Genomic DNA, 23118 nt, shown 5'->3' on the forward strand with positions numbered 1-23118 from the left:
TCATAGCGACTCGCCCTTGGTGGTTTTTGCCACCAGTTTCGTTGTTTTTAAACGTGGAACCAGAATATGCAGACGTCGGACTCTGGGATCAAAGGCTCGCTGCACGGCGTCGGCAAATATATTGGCCGATAGAACCAAAGCCAGCAAAAATACGAACGCGGCACTTAAGTTCCACCAGATCATGGGGTCTCTCGACATCTCGATACGCGCGGCATCGATCATCGTGCCAAAAGATGGCATGCTGGGATCGACTCCTATACCCAGATAGGAAAGCACTGCCTCATACAGCACCAGGCCCGAAAACTCCAGAACCATCGTAATCAGCACAATATGCATGAGATTAGGCAAAATATGCTTAAGCATGATGCGAAAGTGGCTGACACCAAAGGCTTTGGCTGCCTGAACATATTCAAGCTCTCGCAGCTTCAGGGTTTCGGCACGCAGTAAACGGCAAAGACCAGACCAGCCTGTAAAGCCTAAGATCAGGCATAACAGGAATAAGCGCAAGTCAGCTCGCGCAGCAACCGTCTCGAACAGATTAGGATGATTGTCTATATAGACTTGCATCATTAATACGCATGCAGCGATCAACAACACCCCCGGTATTGATGTCAGTGTGGTGTAGATATATTGAATGATATCGTCGACCCAGCCCTTGAAATAGCCAGCCGCGATGCCAAAGCCCAAAGCGGGTGGTAACATCGCAAAAGTAGTCAAGGTACCGATCACCAGCGCCGTCCTGACGCTTTTTAACGAAAGCGCGATTACGTCATTTCCCGAGCGATCCGTTCCGAGCACATAATAATTGCCGCTCAAGGCAAAAATAATACTGCCGCACGCCACCAATGCCGTGGCAGCAAACCAGGCGGCTTTCCAGGCGTAGAGTTCACTGTCGCGTGCCCACCAATGCCGCCTGACTGTGCTCCAGCCTACCGCAGTGCCCTGTGCTTTTAAACGCCGCAGAGCCAGCACATTCAGCAGTCCTACTGATAGCGCTGTCCACACCACGACGGCCAACAGCGTATAACCTACAAGACGGGTAATGTCGGCGCTGCGTTGCTCTGTGTTCTCGATGCCTGAGGCAGCATGCTCAAGGGGCGGAAAATCACGCACGGCTTGACCATCGATAATCTGCGATTCTTTGAAAAACAAGTGCAATGCCAGCGGCGATGAGTAAGTACGCTCGACCTTTGCCAGACCTGTGCCCACTAATACATCGTCTAACACCGAGCGAGAAATTGGTGCATATCTGGGCTCGGACTGTTCATTCCCGTTCAAGGGTGGTAATTGGGGACGATAATGAATGGAGTCGAGCAGCCCCACTACCAAAAAAGCACCTAAGATCACGCCGGCTGCTGCAGCCGATGGTGTACGCCAAACACTGGACCAGGCATTTTTAAGTGCTGTGTTCCGGCTCACATGCCACACATAGAATATCCCTCCCAAGACGGCGAGCCATATAAAAACATCTGTCCAAAGCACAGCAAACTTAGGCATGATCGTCACACAGCAAAAAATAGTTTAAGGGTGTTTTTAAGCATAAAGCTTGTGCGTCAGTCAAAACGTACACGCGGATCCACCAGTGTGTAAGAGATATCAGCCAAAATCAGCCCAACAATATAAAGTGCCGACCCCAGAAAAACCATCGCGCGAACAATAGAAAGATCTTGTGCATTAATCGCATCGATGGTGTAGCTGCCCAGACCTGGAATACCAAAAAAGACTCTGAGATCAGGCTTCCCATAAACAGCAAAGGGATGGCCGAGACGGTTCCCGTTAATATAGGAAGCATTGCATTGGGCAATAAATGCCTGAACAGTACCAGCCTTTCTGACACGCCTTTAGCCCGTGCTGTACGGATGTAATCTTTGCTGACTTCTTCAAGGAATAAACTGCGGTAGAAGCGGCTTTCGGCACCCAACCTGGAAATAATTCCCACCAGCACAGGCAGCAACAAGAACTTGACGCTACTAAAGCCGTCTATCCATCCTGAATAAGGAACCCAGCGCAATACCTTGGCAAAGAGCCACTGGCCCGCAATAATATAGAACAAGCCTGAAATAGACAGCAGAACCACACACAGCACCACCCCTGCGAAATCCAGGCGGGTGCCTCTGAAAAAAGTCAGCAGCAAGGCAAAAGCGACTGACACGCCCAAGCCTAAAATGAAGGTGGGGAGCGCCAAAGCCAGACTGGGCCCCATCCGATTACGGATTTCGTGGGTGATGTCGTGACCTGAATCAGAGAAACCGAAGTCAAAACGTAATAGCGGTATAGACCGATCAAAGAATATCGTTTCGCTAAAAGCCTGGCTTCCCGATTGTTCAGCGTTGTAAAACAACGGCTTGTCGTAGCCTCGTTCGTGCTTCCACTGCTCAATGGCTTCTACGCTGACACGCTGACTTCCAATGGCCAGGTGCGCCATATCGTCAGGAGTATTGACCGCAAAAAATAGCACAAAGGTTAAGAAGTTAACCCCCAGCAAAATTAAAACTCCATAAGCCAGCCGCCGGAATATATATCGAATCATGGCTGTTCCTTATCGGAGTGCATGCTTTGCGCCCGGGCAGTTTGCTTCTCGCGAGCGGCCGCACTTCGCCACACATAGACCGCCACTGCCAACATGAAGGCCAGCACCAGCCAAAGAGGCCACCAGTGCGGCCCGTTCCATTGTTTTTGCAGAGCAACGCGCTGGTCAGGCTCGACCCTCAGGTACTGCAGGGTATTACGTACCATTTGTGTTGGTTTCGCATTATGCACCCATGAATGGTAGGCGCCTCCGGCTTTGGGAAAATATCCAAACATCCAGGGCGCGTCTTCCTGGACAATACGCATCATTTTCTGAACAACAGCTTCTTTTTCCGGGCCATCGTCAAGAAAACGCATTTCTTCAAAGAGTCGATCATATTCATCATTTTGATAATTCGAGGCATTTTCACCGCTGGTCAGTGCCTGAGCCCGCGGACCATACAGCAGAAACAGAAAGTTCTCGGCGTCGGGATAGTCAGCAACCCACCCCCACATAAAGAGTTGCGCCGAACCTCGTCTCATTTTGTCCTGAAAACGGTTGTAATCCGTAGCGCGTATTTCAAGTTGCACACCAATAGCTCTGAGTTGACGGCGCATCCAGTCCAGCATGGCGCTTGAACCCATACCCCCTGCCGAGTCGTAATGCAAGATAAGGGGCGCGCCCGTTTTTTCGTCCCTGCCGTCGGGGTACCCTGCCTTGGCGAGCAAGGCCCTGGCTTCTTCCAGAGACTTACGCTCGACCCTGCCCTCGTTCACGTTATACACGGTAGGGTTCGCGCCCTCGGGCAGAGGCAGATAACCACTGACACCAGGGGGCAAGGGGCTATGAGCGACCTCGGCCTGGTCGTTTTGAAAGATGGAAACATACTGTTCCCAGTTAAAGGCAATACTGACAGCCTGTCGCAAGTAGCGATTTTTCTGTTCCTGCTCTGGCGAGTCCCCCTGCCCGACGACAGGATCCAGCCAGTTAAAACCCAGATAAAAAAGCTGTGCTTCCGTAGATGTGCTTAACTGCAGGCCCCTCGCTTCGTACAGTTCAGCTTTCTCGACAGAGTCCTCGGCCGCCACAATCATGGCAACGCCATACTCACCGCGCTCAACTTGCGGAATGTCGTAATAGCCCTGCAGGAACTTGCCCATCAACGGCACACTTTCTTTTTCCAGGCTAAACACGGCACGATCAATGAAGGGGGTAGTCTTGCCACAATCGGCCAATAAGCCCTGCTCCGCGTCACCATCTTCTCCTTCACAAGGATACGGTTCACCTCTGAAGTTTGGATTTCGTGTCAAGACGTGGCGTCGATTAGGAATGGACTCGGTCAGCATATAAGGGCCAGTGCCCACGGGCCATGTATTTAAACTCAAGCCTTGCTCAGCCATGCCAGGCTGGTGATAAAAACGCTCAGCCTCCCAGGGAATGGGCGCGACAAAGGTCATAGCCAACCAATATTTGAACTGAGGGTATTTTCCTATCACCCGAATGCGCAAGGTGTGGTCATCGAGCGCCTGAACGCCCGTGAATTCGATATCTCGTAGATCTAGCCATTGCTCGCGATCTGTGTCTGCATCGGCTTCTCGCAGAGCATCGCCGAGTTCACGCAAGCCCTCCACGTGCTGGGACATCGTGGCAAAAATGGGCGATATCACCCGCGGGCTTGCAAGGCGCCTGAAAGCATATACGTAATCCTCAGCAGTCAATTCTCGCGTATCAATCTGCTCGAAATCACCTAATACGTATTTTCCTGCTAAATCGCTCGCCGAAATAGGCCAGTAACGGTATTCATTTTTTCATTGCTGGCAAAAGCAGGATGCGGTTGAAACAACACACCTTTTTTAATGGGGATATCGTAGACACTGGTGACCACGTCGGCCCCCTCCACGTCGTCAGGCAGACGATTACCCTGTGCGTCCAGGTAATACGGTTCGACCAGTCGCTCGGCGACACGAGGAATCAAGGTGTAGGGCCGGGCCAGATAGTGATAGCCGTACAGCGGCTCGTAGATAGAGTAGGTGAACGGCGTTTCGTCGGTAGAGTAACTGCTGGCCGGATCCAGATATTTAGGAGAACGCTGCGTAAATGCAGTGTAAAACACATTCTCTGCTATTTCGTCCTTGGGGTAGGGGCTATTCACTGGACGTTCGCCGCAACCTGCTACCACAACGACCACCATCAGCATTGCGGCCAAGCGCCATAACCTAGGCATTAGCATTTCCCTTGTTGCCAACATTCATACCGCCATACCCAAGGTTCTGTAGCACTGGCATCTTGCCAAAGGCCGCGTTTCTCGGAACGGGCGCGCTGCTGAATATCAAGCAATTGTTTATCTCGCAAGAAAAGCCCTTTCTTTTCAGTATTGGCCCACGCATAGCCCGCCGCTACCATCTCTTCGTTGGCTTTCATACCATCTGATAAATAAACATCACAGACGTCCCGACCATGAAGATCTTGCTCGAAACACTGAAGCTCAACCTGCTTTCCTGCAATCAATGAAGACAGAAAGTCACGTGACGCCTGTGCATGTGGCTGGCCTGGCTGCCTGGCACTTTTGTGCGTTTCAGGGGCATCAATGCTTGCCATGCGGATGCGATGCGTCTTTCCGTCAATCTGCAAATTAAATGTATCTCCATCAGAGACCTTCTGGACCTGAGCTGACAACACATAATCGCCTGAAGCTCCTGGGCTGTTATTGCTCTGGCCTTCCTGGCTGTTTTTCCATACTGAACTGACGGCAAGAACAACAAACACGCCTATAGTGAGATACTGCCTTAATTTCGAGTTGTTGCGAAAAATCGTGGGACGTTTAGACATCAGCAAGTATCCAGTACGAAGAATTTCAAAATGCTTGTTGATTATAAGTTTTGCACGGCTGATGTCTAGCAGTGGGAAGCCTAATATGGCCAATAACGTTCGAGAATCAAATTGCCGTGTGGATTAAGCTCAGCTAAGCCAAAGGCGCCTTGTCCTGATAACCGAAAAAACTCATCCTCGAAGCCTTGAGAAACCAGTTCAGGAGCGCTCTCTCGCAATAAAGCGGCTTGCACCAGCAATACCAGCAACTGGGCAAAACGTCTGGCTCCTGAGTCAGGCACGATTTCATCGGCAGTCATCATTTGCTGGAGCTGTTCAAGAGCCTGGCCGGCCGCATCCGACTGACTGAATTTACTGCCCAGATACTCCAGAAGTCTGCGTCCCATCTCTGGCTCCCGCCCGATGGCCTTGATTGACTCCAGGCACATGATATTAGCCGAGCCTTCCCATATGGAATTCACGGGTGCTTCGCGATAAAGACGTGGCATCACGCTATCTTCGATGTATCCGTTACCGCCCCATACCTCCAGGCATTCTGCCGTTATTTGCTGGGCACGCTTGCACACCCAAAACTTGGCCGCCGGGATTACCACACGTACAAGGGCGGCGTCCAGACTGGCCTTTTTCTCAGCATCCCGAGCTTGTGAGTGGTGAGCTTGCTCCAGGGCATGAGCCAGCCGCATGGACAACAAGGTAGCCGCCTCGCTTTCTAAAGCCATGGCCACCAGAACCGACATCATCAGAGGGTGTTCAATCAGATGCTTATTAAAGGCAGTACGGCGTTGCGCATGATGCAAGGCTTGCACCAGCGCCTGGCGCATTAATGCCGCACTGCCGAGCACGCAGTCAAGCCGTGTAAAGCCCGCCATGCGCATCAGCGTAGCGAGGCCCCGCCCTTCTTCTCCGACCAGTACTCCCTCTGCCTGATGAAACTCGACCTCTGCGCTGGCACTTGAACGATTGCCCAGCTTGTCTTTAAGCCGGCGTATATGTATGGCATTGGCTTGCCCGCTGGCGTTGATGCGAGGAACAAAAAACACGATAATCCGGCGGAGCTGCGAGCTAACACCAGATGCGCATCAGCCGTTGGAACAGAGTAAAACCATTTTTCGCCGGTCAGCTTGTATCCGGCAAGCTGTCCACCGTGTGTAAAAGCCTCGGCAACCGTCTGTGTATTGCGCAGGTCTGAACCACCTTGGCGCTCTGTCAGCCCCATACCGATCAGAATAGCGTTTTTTTGGTGTATAGGCAGATTCCGGGAATCGTATTCCTGACTACGAAGATGTGGCTCCAGGCTTGCGAACCACGACTCGCGCATCAACACAGGCAGCGCTGCCGAGGTCATCGTCAACGGGCACAAGCTGCCTGCCTCCACCTGTCCGTGCATAAAGAAGGCAGCAGCGCGCTCTACCTGTGCACCGTCTTGATCAGACAGCCATGCCCGACTGTGCAAACCGTTACGCATGGCCATTCTCATCAGGCTGTGCCATGACTCATGAAAATCCACTCTATTGCTTTCAGCGCCCAGACGCGTGTAACGCTGCAGTTGCGGCGGATGACGATTCGCCAGACTTCCCCAGTTCAGCACCTCGGCAGTGCCCAAGGTTTTCCCATAGGCCTCAAGCCGCCCGGCTGCCTGCGGGGACGACCACTTCTGCACCGCCTCCCTCAATACGGGATCAGTGTTATACAAGTTGTAGCCTTCAAGATCTTCCACCTGATTCAATGTATAGCCTTGCATGCGATTTCCTCCATGACTGACTGCTTTACAGGTTCAGAAAAATGAGGTGAGCACTATCCAGTAACTACAGCATAAATTAGGCCGACCGCTGTTAAAGTAGGGGTTTACTCTTCAGATCAAAAAATCATGCATCCTCGACTATTATGCGGAGCCGCAGCAATATTACTGATGCTAGGTGTGGCAGCGGGGGCGTTCGGCTCGCACGCACTACGCAATATTGTGAACATCAATATGCTGGCAGTCTGGCACACTGCGGTGCTGTATCAGCTCATCCACGGCTTGGGTCTGCTGGCACTGGCTGCTGTTACGCCCTTGCTGCAACCCCGTTGTACGCGCCTTGCGGGCCCCGCCTTATTGCTCGGTACGCTGCTATTCAGCTTTAGCCTGTACGCTTTAGTACTCACTAACACTACATGGATAGGCATCATCACGCCTATAGGTGGTGTATTGTTGATAGCGGGCTGGGGGCTGGTAACGATTGCCGCTTTATCTCGCCCCAAGACAAGATGATCCAGCGCTACTATCCACGTAGTAGCAGCATCACAATAATAACGAAGCCAAGCTCTGCTGATTTAAAGGCTGCAGGGCTTGGCCTAACTCTTTCATGGAGGACACGTTGCCCTACCACGCACACCCATTAAAAAGCTTTATTCAGCAGCTCCCAAAGGCCGAACTGCATTTGCACATTGAAGGCACTCTTGAGCCAGAACTTATTTTCGAACTGGCCAAACGCAATCAAATCGCGCTGGATTACCCTTCAGTCGACGCATTACGCGCCGCGTACGAGTTCACCGACCTACAGTCCTTTTTAGACCTGTACTATGCCGGGGCCCAGGTACTGGTGACTGAGTCCGACTTCTACTCCATGACAATGGCCTACTTCAAGCGCATTCACGCTGATGGCGTTGTTCATACCGAAATCATGTTTGACCCGCAAACGCACACTTCTCGCGGCATAAGCATAGAGACTGTCTTTGCGGGCATTGCCGGCGCCTGTCGTGACGCTCGAATACAGCTCGGAATCAGCAGCTACCTGATTCTAAGTTTCCTTCGACATTTAAGCGAAGCTGAGGCCTTTGCGACCCTTGAGGCTGCACTGCCGCTTCGCAACAAATACAGTGACCTATGGATTGCCATTGGTCTGGACTCGGCCGAAAACGGCAATCCGCCCGAGAAATTTGCGCGCGTGTATGCTCGATGCAAAGAACTGGAGTTCAGACTCGTAGCCCACGCGGGTGAAGAAGGCCCGGCTCAGTACGTCAGAGGCGCGCTGGATATACTTCAAGTTGAACGTATCGATCATGGCGTACGCAGCGAAGAGGATCCTGAGCTGGTCAAACGCCTTATCGACGAAAAAATCGCCCTGACTGTCTGTCCTCTATCGAATCTGAAGCTTCGTGTGGTTGATGACCTGGGCACGCACAATCTTGCCCGTTTGCTGCGCCAGGACATGAGAATCACCCTTAACTCGGATGACCCTTCTTACTTTGGCGGATATTTACTCGATAACTATCTGGCGAGTGCCCATGCCTTGAACCTCAGCAAAGACGAGCTCGTCACCTTGGCGCGTAACAGCATCGAAGCTTCATTTTTATCTCCAACAGAGCAAGCTCCGCTGCTATCGCGTCTAGAGCAGGCAAGCACCAACTAACCCCGGGTAGCGATGTCACTCGTCAGAGCGCATCAGGCGGCCTGACAGCTCTGCATTTCTATTAATGTAGCCAATCAACTGCTAACACAAAAAACGCCATGAACTTATTACCTCGATATAGCCGCGATTTTTATGCACAGGAAACGACCGCTGTTGCGCAGTCGCTGCTGGGCAGTTACTTAGTTGTTGAGCATCCTGCTTGTACTCAGGTAGGAAGAGTCGTAGAGACCGAAGCCTATTTAGGTCCCATTGATTTGGCCGCCCACAGCTCTCGCGGGGTGACACCTCGAACCCAGGTAATGTTTGGGCCTCCGGGGCATGCCTATGTCTACCTGATTTACGGTATGTATCATTGCTTTAACGTAGTCACTGAACCTGAAGGAAGTGGTACGGCAGTATTAATACGTGCACTGGAACCGGTACACAATCTCGATCTGAACGCTTCAGGACCAGGGCGTCTGTGCAAGGCTTTATCCCTGAACCTGATGCATAATACCCAAGACCTGTGCGATGGGAATCTCTACCTTTGCCCTTCCCCGGATAGTGCCTTGCGCGCAAGCGAATCTATACAGCGAGCGCCCCGCATCGGAGTAGATTCCGCCGGCGACTGGGCCAGTAAACCCCTACGCTTTCTGCTTAGCCCCAACACTTATGTCTCTAAGCCCCTTCCCAAGAGAAGCACGCCATTTACCGGCTGATAAGAACCTAAGGTATGGATGTGCTGTTTATGCATCGCAAGCTTTGCATTCAGAAGTGCAGCACGTACTATGTAGGCAGTAATAAGCTGATATACAAAGGATTGAAATCATGAGCTTTCATCACCTTAGACGCTGTTTATTTGCCATCTTAGCAGTCCTAAGCTTAAGTGCATGCAGCGCGACCGACGGCAGCTCGCCGCCCTCACGTGACTACTCGGCTTCAGGCGGCTCAACAAGCTGCAATGCTGACACTTTAAAAACCTCAATTGGCAAATCCGGCGACGACTCGACGATCAGCAGCCTGCTGAAACGCTCCGGCGCTCAAAGTAGCCGTGTATTAAAGCATAATGCTCATTACACCACCGATTACGACCCTAATCGTCTCAACATCCGACTAGACGAATCAGCCAGCATTGCCAATATCTATTGTGGGTAACCATGACAACAGCAGAACTTCAGCAGTGCCTGACTACCCTTTTCGCGCCTTGGATTCGTGAACTCAAGCTTGAGGTGAGTCATGCGGACAATGACTCGGTCACACTTACCCTGCCATTTAGCGAACACCTTACCCATGTTGCTGGTGTAGTTTGCGGGCAGGTCTATATGGCGGCAGCCGACACGGCCATGGTCCTCGCTCTTAGTAACGTGTTGGGCGAATTCAAACCCATGACCACCATTTCCCTCAATACTAACTTCATCAGGCCTGTCAGTGCCGGCGATGTGCGCGTCGTGGCCACCGTCTTGCGGCGAGGCCGATCTATCGCCTTTGGTGAGATCTTTTTATACGATAGCGACGACAACATTGTTGCGCACGCCAGCACCACCTATGCTTTACTTTAGGCTCACAGATAATTTGAATCGCCTCGCAGTATCAACATTACAGCGGTTATGAACTCACTCTTCACAGCTACCTAGCTTTTCAGGAGATTAACCATGGCTAAAGTGCTTGTCTTGTATTACTCGTCGTATGGTCACATAGAGTCCATGGCCAAAGCCGTGGCCGAAGGCGCAAAAAAGGCAGGAGCGCAGGTTGATATTAAACGGGTGCCCGAACTGGTGCCCGAGTCAGTGGCCATTGCCGCACATTACAAAATGGACCAGCCCGCACCGATTGCCAAAATTGATGAACTGGCGAATTATGACGCCATTATTATTGGCACAGGTACCCGCTTCGGCCGAATTGCGTCTCAGATGGGTAATTTTTTAGATCAGGCTGGTGGCCTATGGGCTAAAGGGGCGCTGAATGGTAAAGTCGGTGGTGCCTTTACCTCGACTGCAACGCAACACGGCGGACAAGAAACCACGCTGTTCAGTGCCATAACCAATCTATTGCACTTCGGTATGGTTGTGGTGGGCCTACCCTATAGTTTTCAAGGGCAAAACCGGCTCGATGAAGTTACGGGCGGCAGCCCCTACGGTGCAACCACTATTGCCGGAGGCGATGGGTCCAGACGGCCCAGCGCCAACGAGCTCGACGGCGCTCGCTTTCAAGGCCAGCATATTGCAGAAGTCGCAATCAAGCTATTTGGCTAAAGCAAAATTAATTTGATTCCTTAGCCATAGAAAAAACCCCAAAAGGTTGGATTGATGTCCAACTTATTGGGGTCAGCTCAATGTAATAGACACGAACCTTGTGTCTATAGGATGCGTACCATCCTGCGACACGGTGCGTGCACTTAGCAGTTATCGATCAAAAATACCCGGATTAATCAGCACGCTGCGATCAACATTATTGATATCACTACGGCCACAAAAGCCCATCGATATACTCAATTCGTTTTCCAACAACTGCAATGCCCGGGTAACGCCCGCCTCGCCAGCAGCGCCAAGTGCATACAGGAAGGTGCGGCCAATAAACGTAGACTGAGCCCCCAGCGCTACTGCGCGCAAGATATCCTGGCCAGAACGGACGCCGCCATCCATCCATACTTCTGTCTGATTCCCCACGGCATCCACAATATGCGGAACAGCAGAAATAGAAGATGGCGCACCGTCTAGCTGTCGCCCACCGTGGTTGGACACAATAATGGCATCCGCGCCCACATCTACAGCTCGACGAGCATCATCGGCCTCCATAATGCCTTTCAGGATAATCTTGCCGCCCCAACGCTCTTTAATCCACTCGAGATCATCCCAGGACAGGCTAGGGTCAAACTGCTCTGCAGTCCAGGTGGATAATGATGTTAAGTCGCTTACGCCTTTGGCATGGCCCACGATGTTTCCAAAACTGCGGCGTGAGGTCTTACGCATTGCATTGCACCAGCGCGGCTTTGTAGCCAGGTTGAGCAAGTTCATCAATGTAGGCTTAGGAGGCGTAGAAAGGCCATTTTTAATATCTTTATGACGTTGACCTAACACTTGCAGATCAAGCGTAATCACTAAAGCCGAGCAATTGGCCGCACGGGCACGTTCGATAAGCGCTGCAATGTATTCACGGTCGCGCATAACATATAACTGAAACCAGAACGGAGCCTTAGTGTGCTCCGCAATGTCCTCTAATGAACACACGCTCATGGTGGACAAGGTAAACGGCACGCCAAAATTATGGGCAGCACGAGCAGCGAGAATTTCTCCGTCAGCGTGCTGCATGCCTGTTAAACCCGTGGGAGCAATGGCTACCGGCATGCGCACTGGCTCACCCAGCATGGTGGTTTGCAAATTACGGCTTTCAATATTTACCGCTACACGCTGTCTAAAGAGCAAACGTTGAAAATCACTTTCATTCGAGCGGTATGTTGACTCAGTCCACGAACCGGAATCGGCGTAATCATAAAACATACGCGGCACGCGTCTGCGTGCAAGCTTCTGAAAATCAGCTGTACACGTTACTTTTGATAAATCTTCCACACTGCATCTCCTGTTGTGCATGCAACAACGCAAGCACGTATTCTACAAGCTCTAAAGCGTAAAGGCACTTCGCCCGCAGACCTTGGCCCGAAGTTATGAACACGGGACTCGAGTTTTGCTGCCAAGCAGCTAACAAGATCATATTGCGAAGGCAAGCAAACACCGATTTTACGACGTATCTGACACAATCAGCGATAAAATTCTATGCTTGGTTATAGTATTTAATTAAATACTTTCCCCTTTTCTCTGGGAAGGTGCTAGAATACCGTTCTTTGCAGCACAGAAGACGAATTCACTTGTTTTAAACACACTGATTTTAAGCAAATCAATGTTTGAAATTTTTTGTTTTAAAAACAAATAGTGAATGAATCAGCACTTAATTGTTGACAACATCAAAATTAACGTGCTATAGTTCTTCTTCTTTAGCGCGGCTGTAGCTCAGTTGGATAGAGTACTTGGCTACGAACCAAGGGGTCGTGGGTTCGAATCCTGCCAGCCGCGCCACTATTCTTAAAAAAGCCACTTCTTCGGAAGTGGCTTTTTTATTGGGTTTCAAGCGTTTCATACTTAGAATTATAAAAAATTTAGAATTAGAAAAAACGCTCCACCAATCGTGGTACTGAGGATATCAAAAGCGCAATTCCCGAAGCAGTCAAAAGCGTCAGCACGATTTTGCGGAAGGTTACGTCATTTATTTTCTTGTAAAAACGGGTTCCGAGTACTGTGGGCAGCAGCATGGCGGGAAGGACGATGGCAAACATTGGCAGCACTTCCAGGGTAACAATACCGGTAGCCAGATAAGCTCCCATCGTTACGAGCAGCATTGAAAGATTAAAATTCTGAATCACAGCGCGCTGAACGTGTCTGTCATAGCCCCGCAACGTACACCAAAGCGTGGGCAAGGTTCCCGTGAATCCCCCTATGCCGCCCATCACCCCCCAGTCACGCCCACAATAGCATCGGCGACGCGGCCTCCTGCCGTAACCCGGGGGAGCTGTCTGGAAAATAACATGGCCGGGCACCACAGCACCAACAGACCTCCAAGCACCGCCTTGAATAAATCCATGTCCAAGTGGGGCAGAACTGCTACCCCTATAGGGATACCAAGCAGGCCGCCAGCGATAAAAGGCCATAGCAAACGCATATCAAAACCGCGACGGACAGAGAATGCCGCAATGATCTGACCGGTAAGAGCCCCAAAAACTGCCAACGTAGCAGCTAAGCGAGGATCTAAGGCCCAGGCCCAAAATGACATGGCAACCATGCCGAAAGCAAATCCCGAAAGTCCTTGTACAAAGCCTGCCACCATCGCACCCAAAGCGATGACGTAAATCGCGTCCATTGCCATTTTTATTTCCTGATACGATCTTTAGCCTCAGTAAGTAGTTCCTGTTCCGTGGGTTTGCGCGTACGCAGCCAGTTAATGGCGATAGCAGTGATCAGTATCAGCCCCACTACACCCACCATCGGGTAGACGCTACCAAGCAGCTTGGTAAAGCCGGCCTGGCTAAGCCCGAGCCCCACTATAACCCAGCCATTTGAAGCGAATGCGCTGAGGTCCACGCTCTGCAAGGACTGAATTCGCCACAGCCATAGTAACGGTCGATCGACTTCTAGCAGGTCGGGAGGCACGCGGTCAACCGCACATGGTCAAGAGTTTTTTAATCGGCAGGCCGCCACTCGCCAGGAACTATACTTCTAATCACCCAACTCAAACCTGAAAGAATGAAGAGTGACACAACGATTTTAATTAATAGCAGCGTTTTTTTGCGATAACCTCTAAACCAATGCACTGATACAGGCATTTGCCTCGATCGAAAGCCATTCATGGAACTTGGTAGCACGGATATCGCTTTCAATTGGATAAGGTGATAAAAGAAAGTAGCTAGAACCGTCCTTGCTGAAGGAGTACGGCGCCACCAACTGCCCGGTCACCACCTCGGTCTCGACCATGAGATATGAAGAAACCGTCATACCCAGGCCAGCTAACGCTGCCTGGATACAAAGATAAAAATGCTCATAATCCAGCCGCTCACATCCTTCGATAGAGATACCTGCACGTTTTGCCCATCTTTTCCAGGCAGTAGGACGCGAAATAGTATGAAGCAGTCTCGTACCAGATAACGAAGTTTCATTGATTTTGTGCCCGGCAAGCCCAACTGCCCCTACCCACTCGTCGCAGATTTTCTTGCCATAGACCGTATCAGACCAATGAAAATCATCGCGACGTATTGCTAAATCCACCCCTGTTTTAGTGAAATCAATGGGGCCACCTGCTGCCATCAGATGAACCATAATCTCTGGATGTCGCTCGTAAAACTTCCCTAACCGTGGTATTAACCAACGCATGGCAATCGTCGGCTCGCACGACACAACCAGCGCATTCGACCGCGCTTCTCGCTGCAATCGGTACACAACACTCTCCAACTGTTCAAAAACAGAGGCTGTGACCACGCGCAGTTTCTTGCCCTCTGGCGTCAGAAACACGGCTCGATTTCGTCGCTCAAACAGTTTAACCCCCAACGCCTCCTCCAGCGCCCGTACCTGTCGGCTGACAGCACTGTGCGTAACATGAAGCCGTCCACCGGTTTTTACAAAACTCTCAGTCTGCGCCGCGACATCAAAATATCGAAACGCCGCAAGCGTTGGAATCTTCATTTTTATCCTCAATGAATACTCACAGATAAATGCTACTAAACATCACTTTTAATACATGGTGATTGCATCAATAATAATTGAACATGCATTCGATACGGGCCGAAATACCTTACTCAATGGAGAATGATATGACCCGCAATCACAATGATGAAAAGTTTAGCAAAGAATATGTTCCATATAGCTTACACAAGAATAAGCTCATCAATCTGTGCAAACATATTGCACAGATGAATTTCCATCTGCTCACACAACAAAAAACAAGAAACCTTCTTGATGTCACAGAGGACGAGTGGAAGCAATTTCAAAATAGCTGGGATCGCTTAGAGCTAGACATGTTTATGAAAGACGGCGGTACGTACCGCTTTCGACGCCATGCAACCTTCAGTGCAGAGCCGTTTGCACCACCAAAGCTGGAAGCTGCTCAACCGCACTACCAGAGCTTGGACTACAACACCTTGAACGGCGGCATTGCCAGATGCTTTTCACACCTTGAAGAATCAACACTGAATAACGAGGCATTTCTAGCTACCCTTTCTCTATGTGCTCGCATCTTTGGCAGCCTTGCTCCTTTTTATCGATGGCACATCGAAGCTCACCAGTTTCGTATTTACGCACAAGACGATGGGGCGTCACCGACACCTGAAGGGATACATCAGGATGGTGTGTGCTTTGTCTTCATGATGCTTATTAATCGCGTCAACGTGCTTAATGGAGAGACTCGTATCTATGATCTGGACAAGAAAATTCTAAGCAGCCACACATTCACTCACCCTGGTGAAGCGGCAATTGTGAATGACCGCCACATCATGCATGGAGTCACCCCCATTCTTTGGGTGAATCCTGAGCTTCCAGGTCATCGTGACATGCTTGTCATCACCTTCCGAAAAAACTAACACTATCCGTTACTACGAGAAACACAATGCATGAACTTCTAGCTCTTGCGATCATCACCATCTTGGCTGTTATTAGCCCTGGCCCGGATTTCGCTATGGTTACGCGTAACAGCTATTCTTTTGGCAGAGGTGTAGGAATGGTATCGGCGCTTGGCATTGCCGTAGGCGTGCAAGTACACGTGCTCTATGCCGTGTTCGGCGTCGCTTTACTCGTTACCCAATCACTCTTGTTATTTTTGATCATGAAAGTGGCTGGAGCCATGTATCTAATTTATCTAGGCATTCAATCATTCTTCAACACCAAGGCACTCACGCTGCAAGAGGCGGCTGACAACCAGCCCACAGCACTTCAAGCCTTCGGCATGGGGTTTCTGACCAACGCATTTAATCCCAAAACCATGTTATTTGTTGTGGCCACCTTTACTCAAGTAGTGAAACCTGACAATTCACTTGTACTCAATATGTCATATGGCGCATTCATGTCGTTTGCACACTGGGTCTGGTTCAGTTTGGTTGCCCTGTTTTTCTCAAATCATATATTGCGCCGCTTAATCATCAAACAACAGCGAGCTGTTGATCGAGCCATCGGGGTATCTCTGATCGTGCTTGGCGGCTCACTTCTTTTTACGAACGCGGCAAACTTAACTCCTCCTGTGTGAGCCTCTTAAGGAGCGCCGAATACTGGAGAGTAATCGCAGGACGACATCACTCGTTTATCCCACTGATTAGCTGCTTATATTTAAAGACAGTTATGCTTAAGCTAAACCAAGGGCCAGGCTGGTGCCAAATGCCCCATAAAAATCATGTACCGGGATTCAATCAATGACTCGACCTGCAGACCTTGCCACTGTTCCAAAGAAAAGTTCAGACAATAACCATAAACAGGAACCAGCGCGCTGGCGGATCCTGATCGTTCTGTTGGCATCGCTTTTCATGTCTCTCGTTGGCGTGAGCATCGTGAATGTCGCCCTTCCATCTATTCAAAATGGGCTCCACGCATCACAATCGGATATTCAATGGGTACTTTCGGGATATGCGCTGACCTTTGGCATTGTTTTGGTCAGCGCCGGACGAGCAGGTGATCTCCTGGGACGCGGGGGCCTCTTTCTTATAGGAACCGGCATTTTTACTGCTGCCTCAATTGCAGCAGGTGTGGCTTCGGACGCCACTTGGCTCAATGTTGCCCGTTTCTTGCAAGGACTAGGGTCGGGACTCTTAAGCCCCCAGAGTATCGGCATGATCCAACAGTATTTTCGAGGTGCCGAACGAGGTCGGGCATTTGGCCACCTAGGCACGGTGGTAGGCTTCTCAGTTGCAATCGGGCCAGTGCTCGGTGGGCTTCTGATCAAGCTGGGCGGAGCGGACATCGGCTGGCGGCTGACTTTTCTCGTTAACGTTCCCATCGGACTTCTGACGATTGTTTTGGGCTTGCTCTGGTTTCCGCGTCCCCTCATCGCCTATGCCGAAAGCCCTGGTCAATCCCTGTCAAGCCGTAAAAATCGTATTGTGCGCTCGCTGGACCCGGTGGGCTCGCTTCTGCTCGGTCTGGCGGTCTTAGCTGTGCTTTTTCCTTTCATGGAGTCCCGTAGCTCGCCCTTGTTGTGGCTATTATTGCCAGCAGGCCTTGCACTGATCTATATATGGATCAAATGGGAGCGTCGCTACGCACGCCACGGAGGTAGTCCCATGGTCGATTTGGGTATTTTCTCTATCTCAAGTTTCACCAACGGAACCCTGATCATGACCCTGTACTTTTTTGGCATGACCAGCATCTGGGTTCTGGTGGCGCTATACGTACAGATGGGCACCGGCAAGACGGCATTCGAAGCGGGGCTGTTCGGTATCCCCGCAGCACTGCTTTCAGCTTATGCTGCTGCCTGGGCCGGTAAACGGGTCATGCGCTACGGCAGAAAAATCGTCATCTGTGGCCTTTTGCTTGCGCTGCTGGGCCTGGCTTTAAGTATGCTGGTTGCGTTTCTGTACGAAAAAGGCATGGTCAGTGTTTGGTGGCTGATGCTGACGCTGTCATTCATTGGCCTGGCACAAGGATCGGTGATTAGCCCAAATCAAACACTGACGCTGGCGGATGTACCGCTGGATTATGCGGGAAGCTCTGGTGCCATTATGCAGACTGGCCAGCGTATCGGAACCTCGATAGGCATCGCTATGATTACCGCCGCCACCTTTGCGTCTCTTGACGCCTCATCATCATGGGCAACTGCCGTAATGGTGGGCTTCAGTGTGATCTCCTTTGTCATGCTCCTGACTCTCTTGGTGGCAGTCAAAGATCTATATGAGCGAAATAAACTGCTTAAGAAAGATGAATAGTGCTATTGCTGAAAAGCCATATGCAGCCGTCCGCTGAAAACCATATGCCCAGAACGGGTACGACAATTATCTTATTATTTATTGTGCAGAATTCACTTTTCTTGGAAAAAACAAGGTTTTAACGCGATGACTTACCAGCTACGTTCCCTGATAACCGTACCTTTTCTTAATCAGCGTCAACAACGTTCGCGAAAGCTATTTTTGAAGAAGTATGCTTTGCTATGTGCAGCATTATTCTGCTTTGATGCTGTACAAGCTCAAAACATCGACTATGTCGATGCCAGCTTCTCCGTAGAGTACAATAACCAGTCAACTCAGGGCGAAAGCCGCTTAATGATTCAACAAGCTCATAATCGATATGAGGTTAATTTTGAGCTGGATCACTGGTTATTATCCTCCGGCCAAAAAGCCACCTTTGAAATGGATCAATGCCAGGTACACCCCATTTCATATATTTCCACCAATAAGCGCCCCTTAAAAAATGAGACCATCCAGACATTGACGTTTGACCGGGATCATAAAAAAGCCGAATACAGCAGCGAAGGTGAGCAAAAAATCTTCGACTTAGACTCTCCCTTATATGACCCGCTCAGTTTCTTTTTTGAAGCGCGTTGTGACCTGATGGCGGGACAGACAGAATTTACCTACCCACTAATACATAAGGGAAAAAAAGAACCCACAGCTATAAAGTAGTAGGTACAGAAATGATTGAAACCGGTTTAGGCCAGTTTGAGGCATTGGTAGTGGAGCGCGAACGCGAAAACAAAAGCCGTCAAACACGACTTTATGTGGCCCCAAGTCTCGACTATCTATTGGTCAAAATTGAACATCAGGAAAGCCGGCTGATGAAAATAGTCGCCACTCTAAAAACCATGGATTACCAACTTTTAGGCGATTAAAAGTAGTCACCATACGGAGCTTCCCGACAATGGGAAACCAGGTGAATCAATATTTCGTGTCGAACTCAACTATTTTCACAGTGGCGACACACCAAACAGCCACATATGAAGTCCTGAAATAAAAACCCCATACACCAACAAGCCACCCATAATGGCGGCTGCATCAGTGCGGGACCACTGCACCGCATTTTTTGAGGTCGTGGTTCCCTCGCGCTTAAGAAGCGACTGCCAGTCCAGCACAGCCCACACCAGAAAGCTTCCAAACAAAAGAAGATCTGCGAGGCTACCGTTCGCCAGCAAATGGGCAACCGCCCAAAGGATAGTAGCTATAAGCATCGGATGGCCTAACAGCTGTTTAATCCGCCCTTTAATATAGGTGGCCAGCAGTAGAGGAAACACCGGAAGCATGACTAGGAGCGCCAAATGCCGCATGGTCGTCGAGGGATAATAAAGAGCCGGGGCTTCATGCCTTGCCAGACTGTAACCAAGGATAATCAAAAAGAGTCCAATTATCGCAAGCCCAGTATAAGGCCACATCCATGCCCCGACACCCCCACCTTTTTTGATCGTCCGCGCACGAATGCCTGGAATGGCAATCTGAACCGAATGAACCCCCAAAAACACAATGAGACCGAAAATCAAAATGGCCATAATGAGGCCCTCCTTTAAAAAGGGGCTTGATAAAGAGTTGAGTCCTGAGATGTGTACGCTGATCACATAATTTAACACATTGCAGATGCAAGACCATCGTCGAAAGCCTTGCATACTGTAAGCGGACAGGAAGTCTTTAGTTGCTATTGGACACTCTTCTGTGAGTCCCCGACCTTGATCAAACAGGCCTGCCGTGCAATAGTAACAACGAATTCCGGCGTCTAAACATGGAGATATGCTCTAAGACTGAAGGCGCACCATGGTTGAATCTCAACGACGCCTCCCTCGCCAAATACGCAGCGATAATAAATTAAAGTATCGGGAGGCCATGCACGTGAACGCCCCACAGTCCACATCGTTCTGCTACGAGTCTGCTGCTTTGTTATCTAAAGCAATCCAGCAAGAGGAAGCTCGTTGTCCCCGTACCCTGCTGCTTCAACTGATTGATCTCGCCCCCCTGCCCTTACCGGGTTCCGGATTCACACTAGAGCGTTGGCGCGCCCTGGCTAATATTGCGGGATACGACCTCAGCTGCGCTAAATTCTATGAAAGTCACGCTGACGCTTTGGCGATACTGCGTGAACTGGGTCATTCTCATCTGGTCTCTGACAAGGATATTTGGGCTGTGTGGTGCGCTGAGCCCCCTAATCGAAAAGTTCATATTTCTGCGCCTGCCCTACCAGGCTCCATGGTACAGATCGATGGGACAAAAGCCTGGTGTTCTGGCGCATCTCTAGTCGACCGTGCCCTGCTGAGTGCATGGGATACTAACAACAAGCCCTGCCTGGTAGCCGCCGACATGAGTCAGGCTGAAATCAGGGTGACCAACGATGGGTGGAACGCAGTGGGTATGGCGGCTACCGCCAGCGTGGACGTTGAGTTCAATGCAGCAATCGGGACAGTTGTCGGTACTTCCGGCAGTTATGTAGCCAGACCCGGATTTCATCACGGCGCAGCTGGCATTGCCGCATGCTGGTACGGGGCAGCCCAATCCATTGCTTCGCATGTCCATCAGCGCCTTAAGCAGCAGTCCAAAAACGAGCATGCCACGGCTCACCTGGGCGCAATGGATGTCGTCCTTTCTCAAGCAGCCTGCCTTCTTAGAGCCGCTGCAGCCGAAATAGACAAAAACCCCGAAGACTCATGCGAACTGGTCGTCAGACGAACGCGATTGGCGGTAGAGTCGGCCGCAGAAACTGTGCTTTACCGTACGCCCAGAGCACTAGGCGCGGGTCCCATGTGCAAAGATCGCCATTTGGCGCAGCAGCTAGCCGATCTTCCTGTATTCATCCGTCAAAGCCATGCCGAGCGCGACCAGGCGGCTCATGGGCACAGACTTCTGCACTTAGAGGAAGAAAGGCTATGGACTCTCTAACCCCGCCGCGAATGATTCAAGGCAGCGGAACTTCTGAACAGCACTGGCAAAACTGGTTCGGACAAAACTCCCTGCGACAGCAGGACCTGCTTGGCGTGGTCGGCGGCGGTAGCACCGCTCATATCGTCGCCCCCACCCAGATGACGAAGTACTGGGATGTGCGGGAATCATCCAGCAAATAAGCCGATCGGGGTGTGCGGTCTACATCTGGGCAGTCACAGATGGTGAAGCCAGTCATGCGGAATCGCCAAGCTGGACAAAAGAAGTGCTGGCCAAGGTGCGAACAAAGGAGAGTGAACAGGCCTTGGCAATGCTCTGTTCTGCATACCGCCGCACTCGATTGGCTATTCCGGATGGAGCCGTCACACGGTATGAAGACGAACTAGGTTCTATATTGGCTGCCTCGTTCAATCCGGGCGATATCGTATTCGCCCCCTGGGATCTGGATGGGCATCCGGATCATGAAGCCGTCTCACGGGCCAGCCGGCGAGCAGCCGATCTGAGACAATGCCGTTTCCTGGAGATTCCGATATGGGGGTGGCACTGGGCCGACCCATATATGGGCAACTTCCCCTTGCATCGTGCAGTCGCCATTATGCTCACCCCCGAAGAACAACGCGTCAAATATAAGGCGATACAGGCATTTCAGAGTCAATTGCAACCTGATCATGAAACCGGTAAACCGGCTATTTTGCCGGACTATGCATTGGCCAGACTGCTACGTCCTTACGAGGTGCTATTACGATGACCGATTTTGAAACCCTTTACAGGCAGACCCCCGACCCGTGGTCAGTGAAAACGGCTTGGTATGAGCGGCGTAAACGCTCGTTGCTGATGGCCTGTCTGCCCCGAGAGCGTTATCGCTATGCGCTCGAACTGGGCTGTGGCACAGGCGACATCACCACGCTCCTGGCAAGCAGATGTAATGCTGTCTGTGCGGTGGATACGTCAGAAACAGCAGTAGGCCAGTGTCTCGAACGCCTGGCCAGCGATCATATATCAAATGCGAATGTACAGATGATGCACATTCCATCGTCCTGGCCTGAACTCACTGAACAGGCTGATCTGATTGTAGCCTCCGAACTCTTCTACTACTTTTGCGATTTGGAGCTCGACAAACTTCTGGCTCGCTGTCTGCAAACGCTGATACCTGGTGGAGACTGGCTGATGTGCCACTACACTGAGCAATTTCATGACCGCCGCCAGAATACCGAAAAAATGCACAATAGGGTTGATGAGCTTCCCGGCTTACATCATCTTGTTTCACATGGCGATGCCAGCTTCAGGCTGGATATCTGGAGAAAACTCGAACGAGGTGAAGCATGATCGGCATATGTATTCCTGCCCATAACGAAGAGCGCTATATCAACCTATGCCTCGCCTCTGTCATGAAGGCGGCTAACTGCGAAGCACTTGCCAAAGAAACGGTGCTTACTGTTGTGGTTCATGACGCCTGCACAGATGGTACAGCACTGTATACACAAGCCTGGCCGGTAATTAACCTTAGCGTTGCCTATCACAACGTAGGATTGGCGCGTGCTGCAGGCGCCCGGTACCTGATTCAGGCCGGAGCGCGATGGCTGGCGTTTACGGATGCGGATACGGTGGTCTCCGAAGCCTGGCTTTTCCACCAGCTCTCCCTGCGTGCCCAGGTGGTATGCGGCACCGTAGAGGTCAGTGACTGGTCCTGCCATGGCGATCAAGCCGAACTGGCACGCAATTCATTTCTGGCTCAATACACAGACGCGGACGGCCATCGACACGTGCATGGCGCTAATCTGGGCATAGACGCTACGGTCTATGAGCAGATAGGAGGCTTTGAAGCTTTGGCATGCAGCGAAGACCAGGCCCTGGTCGATAAGCTCGTACATTCTGGCGCCTCTATTGCCTGGACAGCCCTGCCTCGCGTGACCACCAGCGCCCGACCCTTTTCTCGAATAGAAGGCGGCTTTGCCACTACGCTTCGCCGGGCTTATCGCTAAGACTCTGAGGCAAACGGAAAAAACACGCCTAAGTATGTGTCTTTTAGACTTAACAAA

General features: G+C 50.9%; 24 protein-coding genes, 1 tRNA gene and 3 pseudogenes. 17 read left to right on the plus strand and 11 right to left on the minus strand.

Going from position 1 to position 23118, the window contains the following annotated elements:
• The 6 genes and pseudogenes from L1889_RS02260 to L1889_RS02285 form a co-directional block, all read right to left on the minus strand.
• A complete protein-coding gene (locus L1889_RS02260) occupies positions 1-1497 on the minus strand; it encodes an ABC transporter permease (RefSeq protein ID WP_238663698.1) in 1497 nt (498 codons plus the stop codon).
• Between the two features lie 56 nt (positions 1498-1553).
• A pseudogene (locus L1889_RS02265) lies at positions 1554-2530 on the minus strand (ABC transporter permease).
• Positions 2527-4739, minus strand: a pseudogene (locus tag L1889_RS02270) (ABC transporter substrate-binding protein). Before L1889_RS02270 ends, L1889_RS02265 begins: the two co-directional pseudogenes overlap by 4 nt.
• Positions 4733-5338, minus strand: coding sequence for a thermonuclease family protein (locus tag L1889_RS02275; RefSeq protein WP_238663699.1), 606 nt, complete (start codon positions 5336-5338; stop codon positions 4733-4735). Before L1889_RS02275 ends, L1889_RS02270 begins: the two are co-directional and overlap by 7 nt.
• 80 nt (positions 5339-5418) lie before the next feature.
• Positions 5419-6213, minus strand: coding sequence for an acyl-CoA dehydrogenase family protein (locus L1889_RS02280; RefSeq protein WP_308217588.1), 795 nt, complete (start codon positions 6211-6213; stop codon positions 5419-5421).
• Positions 6213-7079: an acyl-CoA dehydrogenase family protein gene (locus tag L1889_RS02285; RefSeq protein WP_238663700.1), complete on the minus strand. Its 867-nt coding sequence runs from the start codon at positions 7077-7079 to the stop codon at positions 6213-6215. The genes L1889_RS02280 and L1889_RS02285 overlap by 1 nt, the downstream gene beginning before the upstream one ends.
• A gap of 126 nt (positions 7080-7205) precedes the next feature.
• Here L1889_RS02285 and L1889_RS02290 point away from each other — a divergent pair, with 126 nt between their 5' ends.
• The 6 genes from L1889_RS02290 (at position 7206) to wrbA (ending at position 10961) form a co-directional block, all read left to right on the plus strand.
• Positions 7206-7589 (plus strand): DUF423 domain-containing protein, encoded by a 384-nt coding sequence (locus L1889_RS02290; protein WP_238663701.1) that lies wholly within the window; start codon positions 7206-7208, stop codon positions 7587-7589.
• 94 nt (positions 7590-7683) lie between these two features.
• A complete protein-coding gene (locus L1889_RS02295; RefSeq protein WP_238663702.1) occupies positions 7684-8730 on the plus strand; it encodes an adenosine deaminase in 1047 nt (348 codons plus the stop codon).
• Positions 8731-8828: 98 nt separating this feature from the next.
• Entirely contained in the window at positions 8829-9428 is a 600-nt protein-coding gene (locus L1889_RS02300; RefSeq protein ID WP_238663703.1) for a DNA-3-methyladenine glycosylase, read from the plus strand.
• A gap of 109 nt (positions 9429-9537) precedes the next feature.
• Positions 9538-9864: an I78 family peptidase inhibitor gene (locus L1889_RS02305; protein WP_238663704.1), complete on the plus strand. Its 327-nt coding sequence runs from the start codon at positions 9538-9540 to the stop codon at positions 9862-9864.
• A 2-nt stretch (positions 9865-9866) separates the two neighbouring features.
• A complete protein-coding gene (locus L1889_RS02310) occupies positions 9867-10268 on the plus strand; it encodes a PaaI family thioesterase (RefSeq protein ID WP_238663705.1) in 402 nt (133 codons plus the stop codon).
• 93 nt (positions 10269-10361) lie between these two features.
• Positions 10362-10961 (plus strand): NAD(P)H:quinone oxidoreductase, encoded by a 600-nt coding sequence (gene wrbA / locus L1889_RS02315; RefSeq protein ID WP_238663706.1) that lies wholly within the window; start codon positions 10362-10364, stop codon positions 10959-10961.
• Positions 10962-11111: 150 nt separating this feature from the next.
• Here the strand turns inward: wrbA and L1889_RS02320 are convergent, their stop codons facing one another.
• A complete protein-coding gene (locus L1889_RS02320) occupies positions 11112-12275 on the minus strand; it encodes an alpha-hydroxy acid oxidase (RefSeq protein ID WP_308217581.1) in 1164 nt (387 codons plus the stop codon).
• Positions 12276-12702: 427 nt separating this feature from the next.
• Between L1889_RS02320 and L1889_RS02325 the strand changes: the two genes are divergently transcribed.
• Positions 12703-12779, plus strand: a tRNA-Arg gene (locus tag L1889_RS02325).
• Between the two features lie 86 nt (positions 12780-12865).
• Here L1889_RS02325 and L1889_RS02330 read toward each other — a convergent pair.
• The 3 genes and pseudogenes from L1889_RS02330 to L1889_RS02340 form a co-directional block, all read right to left on the minus strand.
• A pseudogene (locus L1889_RS02330) lies at positions 12866-13617 on the minus strand (sulfite exporter TauE/SafE family protein).
• An 8-nt stretch (positions 13618-13625) separates the two neighbouring features.
• Positions 13626-13907, minus strand: coding sequence for a hypothetical protein (locus L1889_RS02335; RefSeq protein WP_238663708.1), 282 nt, complete (start codon positions 13905-13907; stop codon positions 13626-13628).
• Positions 13908-14054: 147 nt separating this feature from the next.
• Positions 14055-14933 (minus strand): LysR family transcriptional regulator, encoded by an 879-nt coding sequence (locus L1889_RS02340; protein WP_238663709.1) that lies wholly within the window; start codon positions 14931-14933, stop codon positions 14055-14057.
• A gap of 128 nt (positions 14934-15061) precedes the next feature.
• On the opposite strand from L1889_RS02340, the gene L1889_RS02345 reads away from it, so the two are divergent.
• The 5 genes from L1889_RS02345 (at position 15062) to L1889_RS02365 (ending at position 19053) form a co-directional block, all read left to right on the plus strand.
• Complete coding sequence (locus L1889_RS02345; RefSeq protein WP_238663710.1) at positions 15062-15826, plus strand: 2OG-Fe dioxygenase family protein; 765 nt, start codon at positions 15062-15064, stop codon at positions 15824-15826.
• A gap of 26 nt (positions 15827-15852) precedes the next feature.
• Positions 15853-16485 carry a LysE family translocator gene (locus tag L1889_RS02350; RefSeq protein ID WP_238663711.1) on the plus strand — a complete coding sequence of 211 codons (633 nt, stop codon included), beginning with the start codon at positions 15853-15855 and terminating at the stop codon, positions 16483-16485.
• A 163-nt stretch (positions 16486-16648) separates the two neighbouring features.
• Positions 16649-18154: an MFS transporter gene (locus L1889_RS02355; RefSeq protein ID WP_238663712.1), complete on the plus strand. Its 1506-nt coding sequence runs from the start codon at positions 16649-16651 to the stop codon at positions 18152-18154.
• Positions 18155-18280: 126 nt separating this feature from the next.
• Complete coding sequence (locus L1889_RS02360; RefSeq protein ID WP_238663713.1) at positions 18281-18847, plus strand: DUF3108 domain-containing protein; 567 nt, start codon at positions 18281-18283, stop codon at positions 18845-18847.
• 11 nt (positions 18848-18858) lie between these two features.
• Positions 18859-19053, plus strand: coding sequence for a hypothetical protein (locus L1889_RS02365; protein WP_238663714.1), 195 nt, complete (start codon positions 18859-18861; stop codon positions 19051-19053).
• 75 nt (positions 19054-19128) lie between these two features.
• Here L1889_RS02365 and L1889_RS02370 read toward each other — a convergent pair whose 3' ends face one another.
• Positions 19129-19770 carry an NnrU family protein gene (locus L1889_RS02370; RefSeq protein ID WP_238663715.1) on the minus strand — a complete coding sequence of 214 codons (642 nt, stop codon included), beginning with the start codon at positions 19768-19770 and terminating at the stop codon, positions 19129-19131.
• A 193-nt stretch (positions 19771-19963) separates the two neighbouring features.
• On the opposite strand from L1889_RS02370, the gene L1889_RS02375 reads away from it, so the two are divergent.
• The 5 genes from L1889_RS02375 to L1889_RS02395 are packed head-to-tail and all read left to right on the plus strand — an operon-like array spanning position 19964 to position 23061.
• The gene (locus L1889_RS02375) at positions 19964-21079 is read left to right on the plus strand and encodes an acyl-CoA dehydrogenase (protein ID WP_238663716.1); all 1116 of its coding nucleotides are present in this window, start codon (positions 19964-19966) and stop codon (positions 21077-21079) included.
• A complete protein-coding gene (locus L1889_RS02380) occupies positions 21067-21261 on the plus strand; it encodes a hypothetical protein (protein ID WP_238663717.1) in 195 nt (64 codons plus the stop codon). The genes L1889_RS02375 and L1889_RS02380 overlap by 13 nt, the downstream gene beginning before the upstream one ends.
• Complete coding sequence (locus L1889_RS02385; RefSeq protein WP_238663881.1) at positions 21258-21827, plus strand: PIG-L deacetylase family protein; 570 nt, start codon at positions 21258-21260, stop codon at positions 21825-21827. The genes L1889_RS02380 and L1889_RS02385 overlap by 4 nt, the downstream gene beginning before the upstream one ends.
• Positions 21824-22405, plus strand: a complete 582-nt coding sequence (locus L1889_RS02390; protein WP_238663718.1) for a class I SAM-dependent DNA methyltransferase — start codon at positions 21824-21826, stop codon at positions 22403-22405. The genes L1889_RS02385 and L1889_RS02390 overlap by 4 nt, the downstream gene beginning before the upstream one ends.
• Positions 22402-23061 carry a glycosyltransferase family 2 protein gene (locus tag L1889_RS02395; protein WP_238663719.1) on the plus strand — a complete coding sequence of 220 codons (660 nt, stop codon included), beginning with the start codon at positions 22402-22404 and terminating at the stop codon, positions 23059-23061. Before L1889_RS02390 ends, L1889_RS02395 begins: the two co-directional genes overlap by 4 nt.
• Positions 23062-23118: the final 57 nt, after the last annotated feature.

The organism is Paenalcaligenes niemegkensis, assembly GCF_022230885.1.
In the GTDB taxonomy this organism is placed as follows: Bacteria; Pseudomonadota; Gammaproteobacteria; order Burkholderiales; family Burkholderiaceae_B; genus Paenalcaligenes; species Paenalcaligenes niemegkensis.

What these genes read in the sequence shown, in the direction of transcription:
- L1889_RS02260 (WP_238663698.1), bottom strand. Translation starts at nt 1,497, where the DNA reads ATGCCTAAGTTTGCTGTGCTTTGGACAGATGTTTTTATATGGCTCGCC.
- L1889_RS02275 (WP_238663699.1), bottom strand. Translation starts at nt 5,338, where the DNA reads ATGTCTAAACGTCCCACGATTTTTCGCAACAACTCGAAATTAAGGCAG.
- L1889_RS02280 (WP_308217588.1), bottom strand. Translation starts at nt 6,213, where the DNA reads ATGCGCATGGCGGGCTTTACACGGCTTGACTGCGTGCTCGGCAGTGCG.
- L1889_RS02285 (WP_238663700.1), bottom strand. Translation starts at nt 7,079, where the DNA reads ATGCAAGGCTATACATTGAATCAGGTGGAAGATCTTGAAGGCTACAAC.
- L1889_RS02290 (WP_238663701.1), top strand. Translation starts at nt 7,206, where the DNA reads ATGCATCCTCGACTATTATGCGGAGCCGCAGCAATATTACTGATGCTA.
- L1889_RS02295 (WP_238663702.1), top strand. Translation starts at nt 7,684, where the DNA reads ATGGAGGACACGTTGCCCTACCACGCACACCCATTAAAAAGCTTTATT.
- L1889_RS02300 (WP_238663703.1), top strand. Translation starts at nt 8,829, where the DNA reads ATGAACTTATTACCTCGATATAGCCGCGATTTTTATGCACAGGAAACG.
- L1889_RS02305 (WP_238663704.1), top strand. Translation starts at nt 9,538, where the DNA reads ATGAGCTTTCATCACCTTAGACGCTGTTTATTTGCCATCTTAGCAGTC.
- L1889_RS02310 (WP_238663705.1), top strand. Translation starts at nt 9,867, where the DNA reads ATGACAACAGCAGAACTTCAGCAGTGCCTGACTACCCTTTTCGCGCCT.
- wrbA (WP_238663706.1), top strand. Translation starts at nt 10,362, where the DNA reads ATGGCTAAAGTGCTTGTCTTGTATTACTCGTCGTATGGTCACATAGAG.
- L1889_RS02340 (WP_238663709.1), bottom strand. Translation starts at nt 14,933, where the DNA reads ATGAAGATTCCAACGCTTGCGGCGTTTCGATATTTTGATGTCGCGGCG.
- L1889_RS02345 (WP_238663710.1), top strand. Translation starts at nt 15,062, where the DNA reads ATGACCCGCAATCACAATGATGAAAAGTTTAGCAAAGAATATGTTCCA.
- L1889_RS02350 (WP_238663711.1), top strand. Translation starts at nt 15,853, where the DNA reads ATGCATGAACTTCTAGCTCTTGCGATCATCACCATCTTGGCTGTTATT.
- L1889_RS02355 (WP_238663712.1), top strand. Translation starts at nt 16,649, where the DNA reads ATGACTCGACCTGCAGACCTTGCCACTGTTCCAAAGAAAAGTTCAGAC.
- L1889_RS02360 (WP_238663713.1), top strand. Translation starts at nt 18,281, where the DNA reads ATGACTTACCAGCTACGTTCCCTGATAACCGTACCTTTTCTTAATCAG.
- L1889_RS02365 (WP_238663714.1), top strand. Translation starts at nt 18,859, where the DNA reads ATGATTGAAACCGGTTTAGGCCAGTTTGAGGCATTGGTAGTGGAGCGC.
- L1889_RS02375 (WP_238663716.1), top strand. Translation starts at nt 19,964, where the DNA reads ATGGTTGAATCTCAACGACGCCTCCCTCGCCAAATACGCAGCGATAAT.
- L1889_RS02380 (WP_238663717.1), top strand. Translation starts at nt 21,067, where the DNA reads ATGGACTCTCTAACCCCGCCGCGAATGATTCAAGGCAGCGGAACTTCT.
- L1889_RS02390 (WP_238663718.1), top strand. Translation starts at nt 21,824, where the DNA reads ATGACCGATTTTGAAACCCTTTACAGGCAGACCCCCGACCCGTGGTCA.
- L1889_RS02395 (WP_238663719.1), top strand. Translation starts at nt 22,402, where the DNA reads ATGATCGGCATATGTATTCCTGCCCATAACGAAGAGCGCTATATCAAC.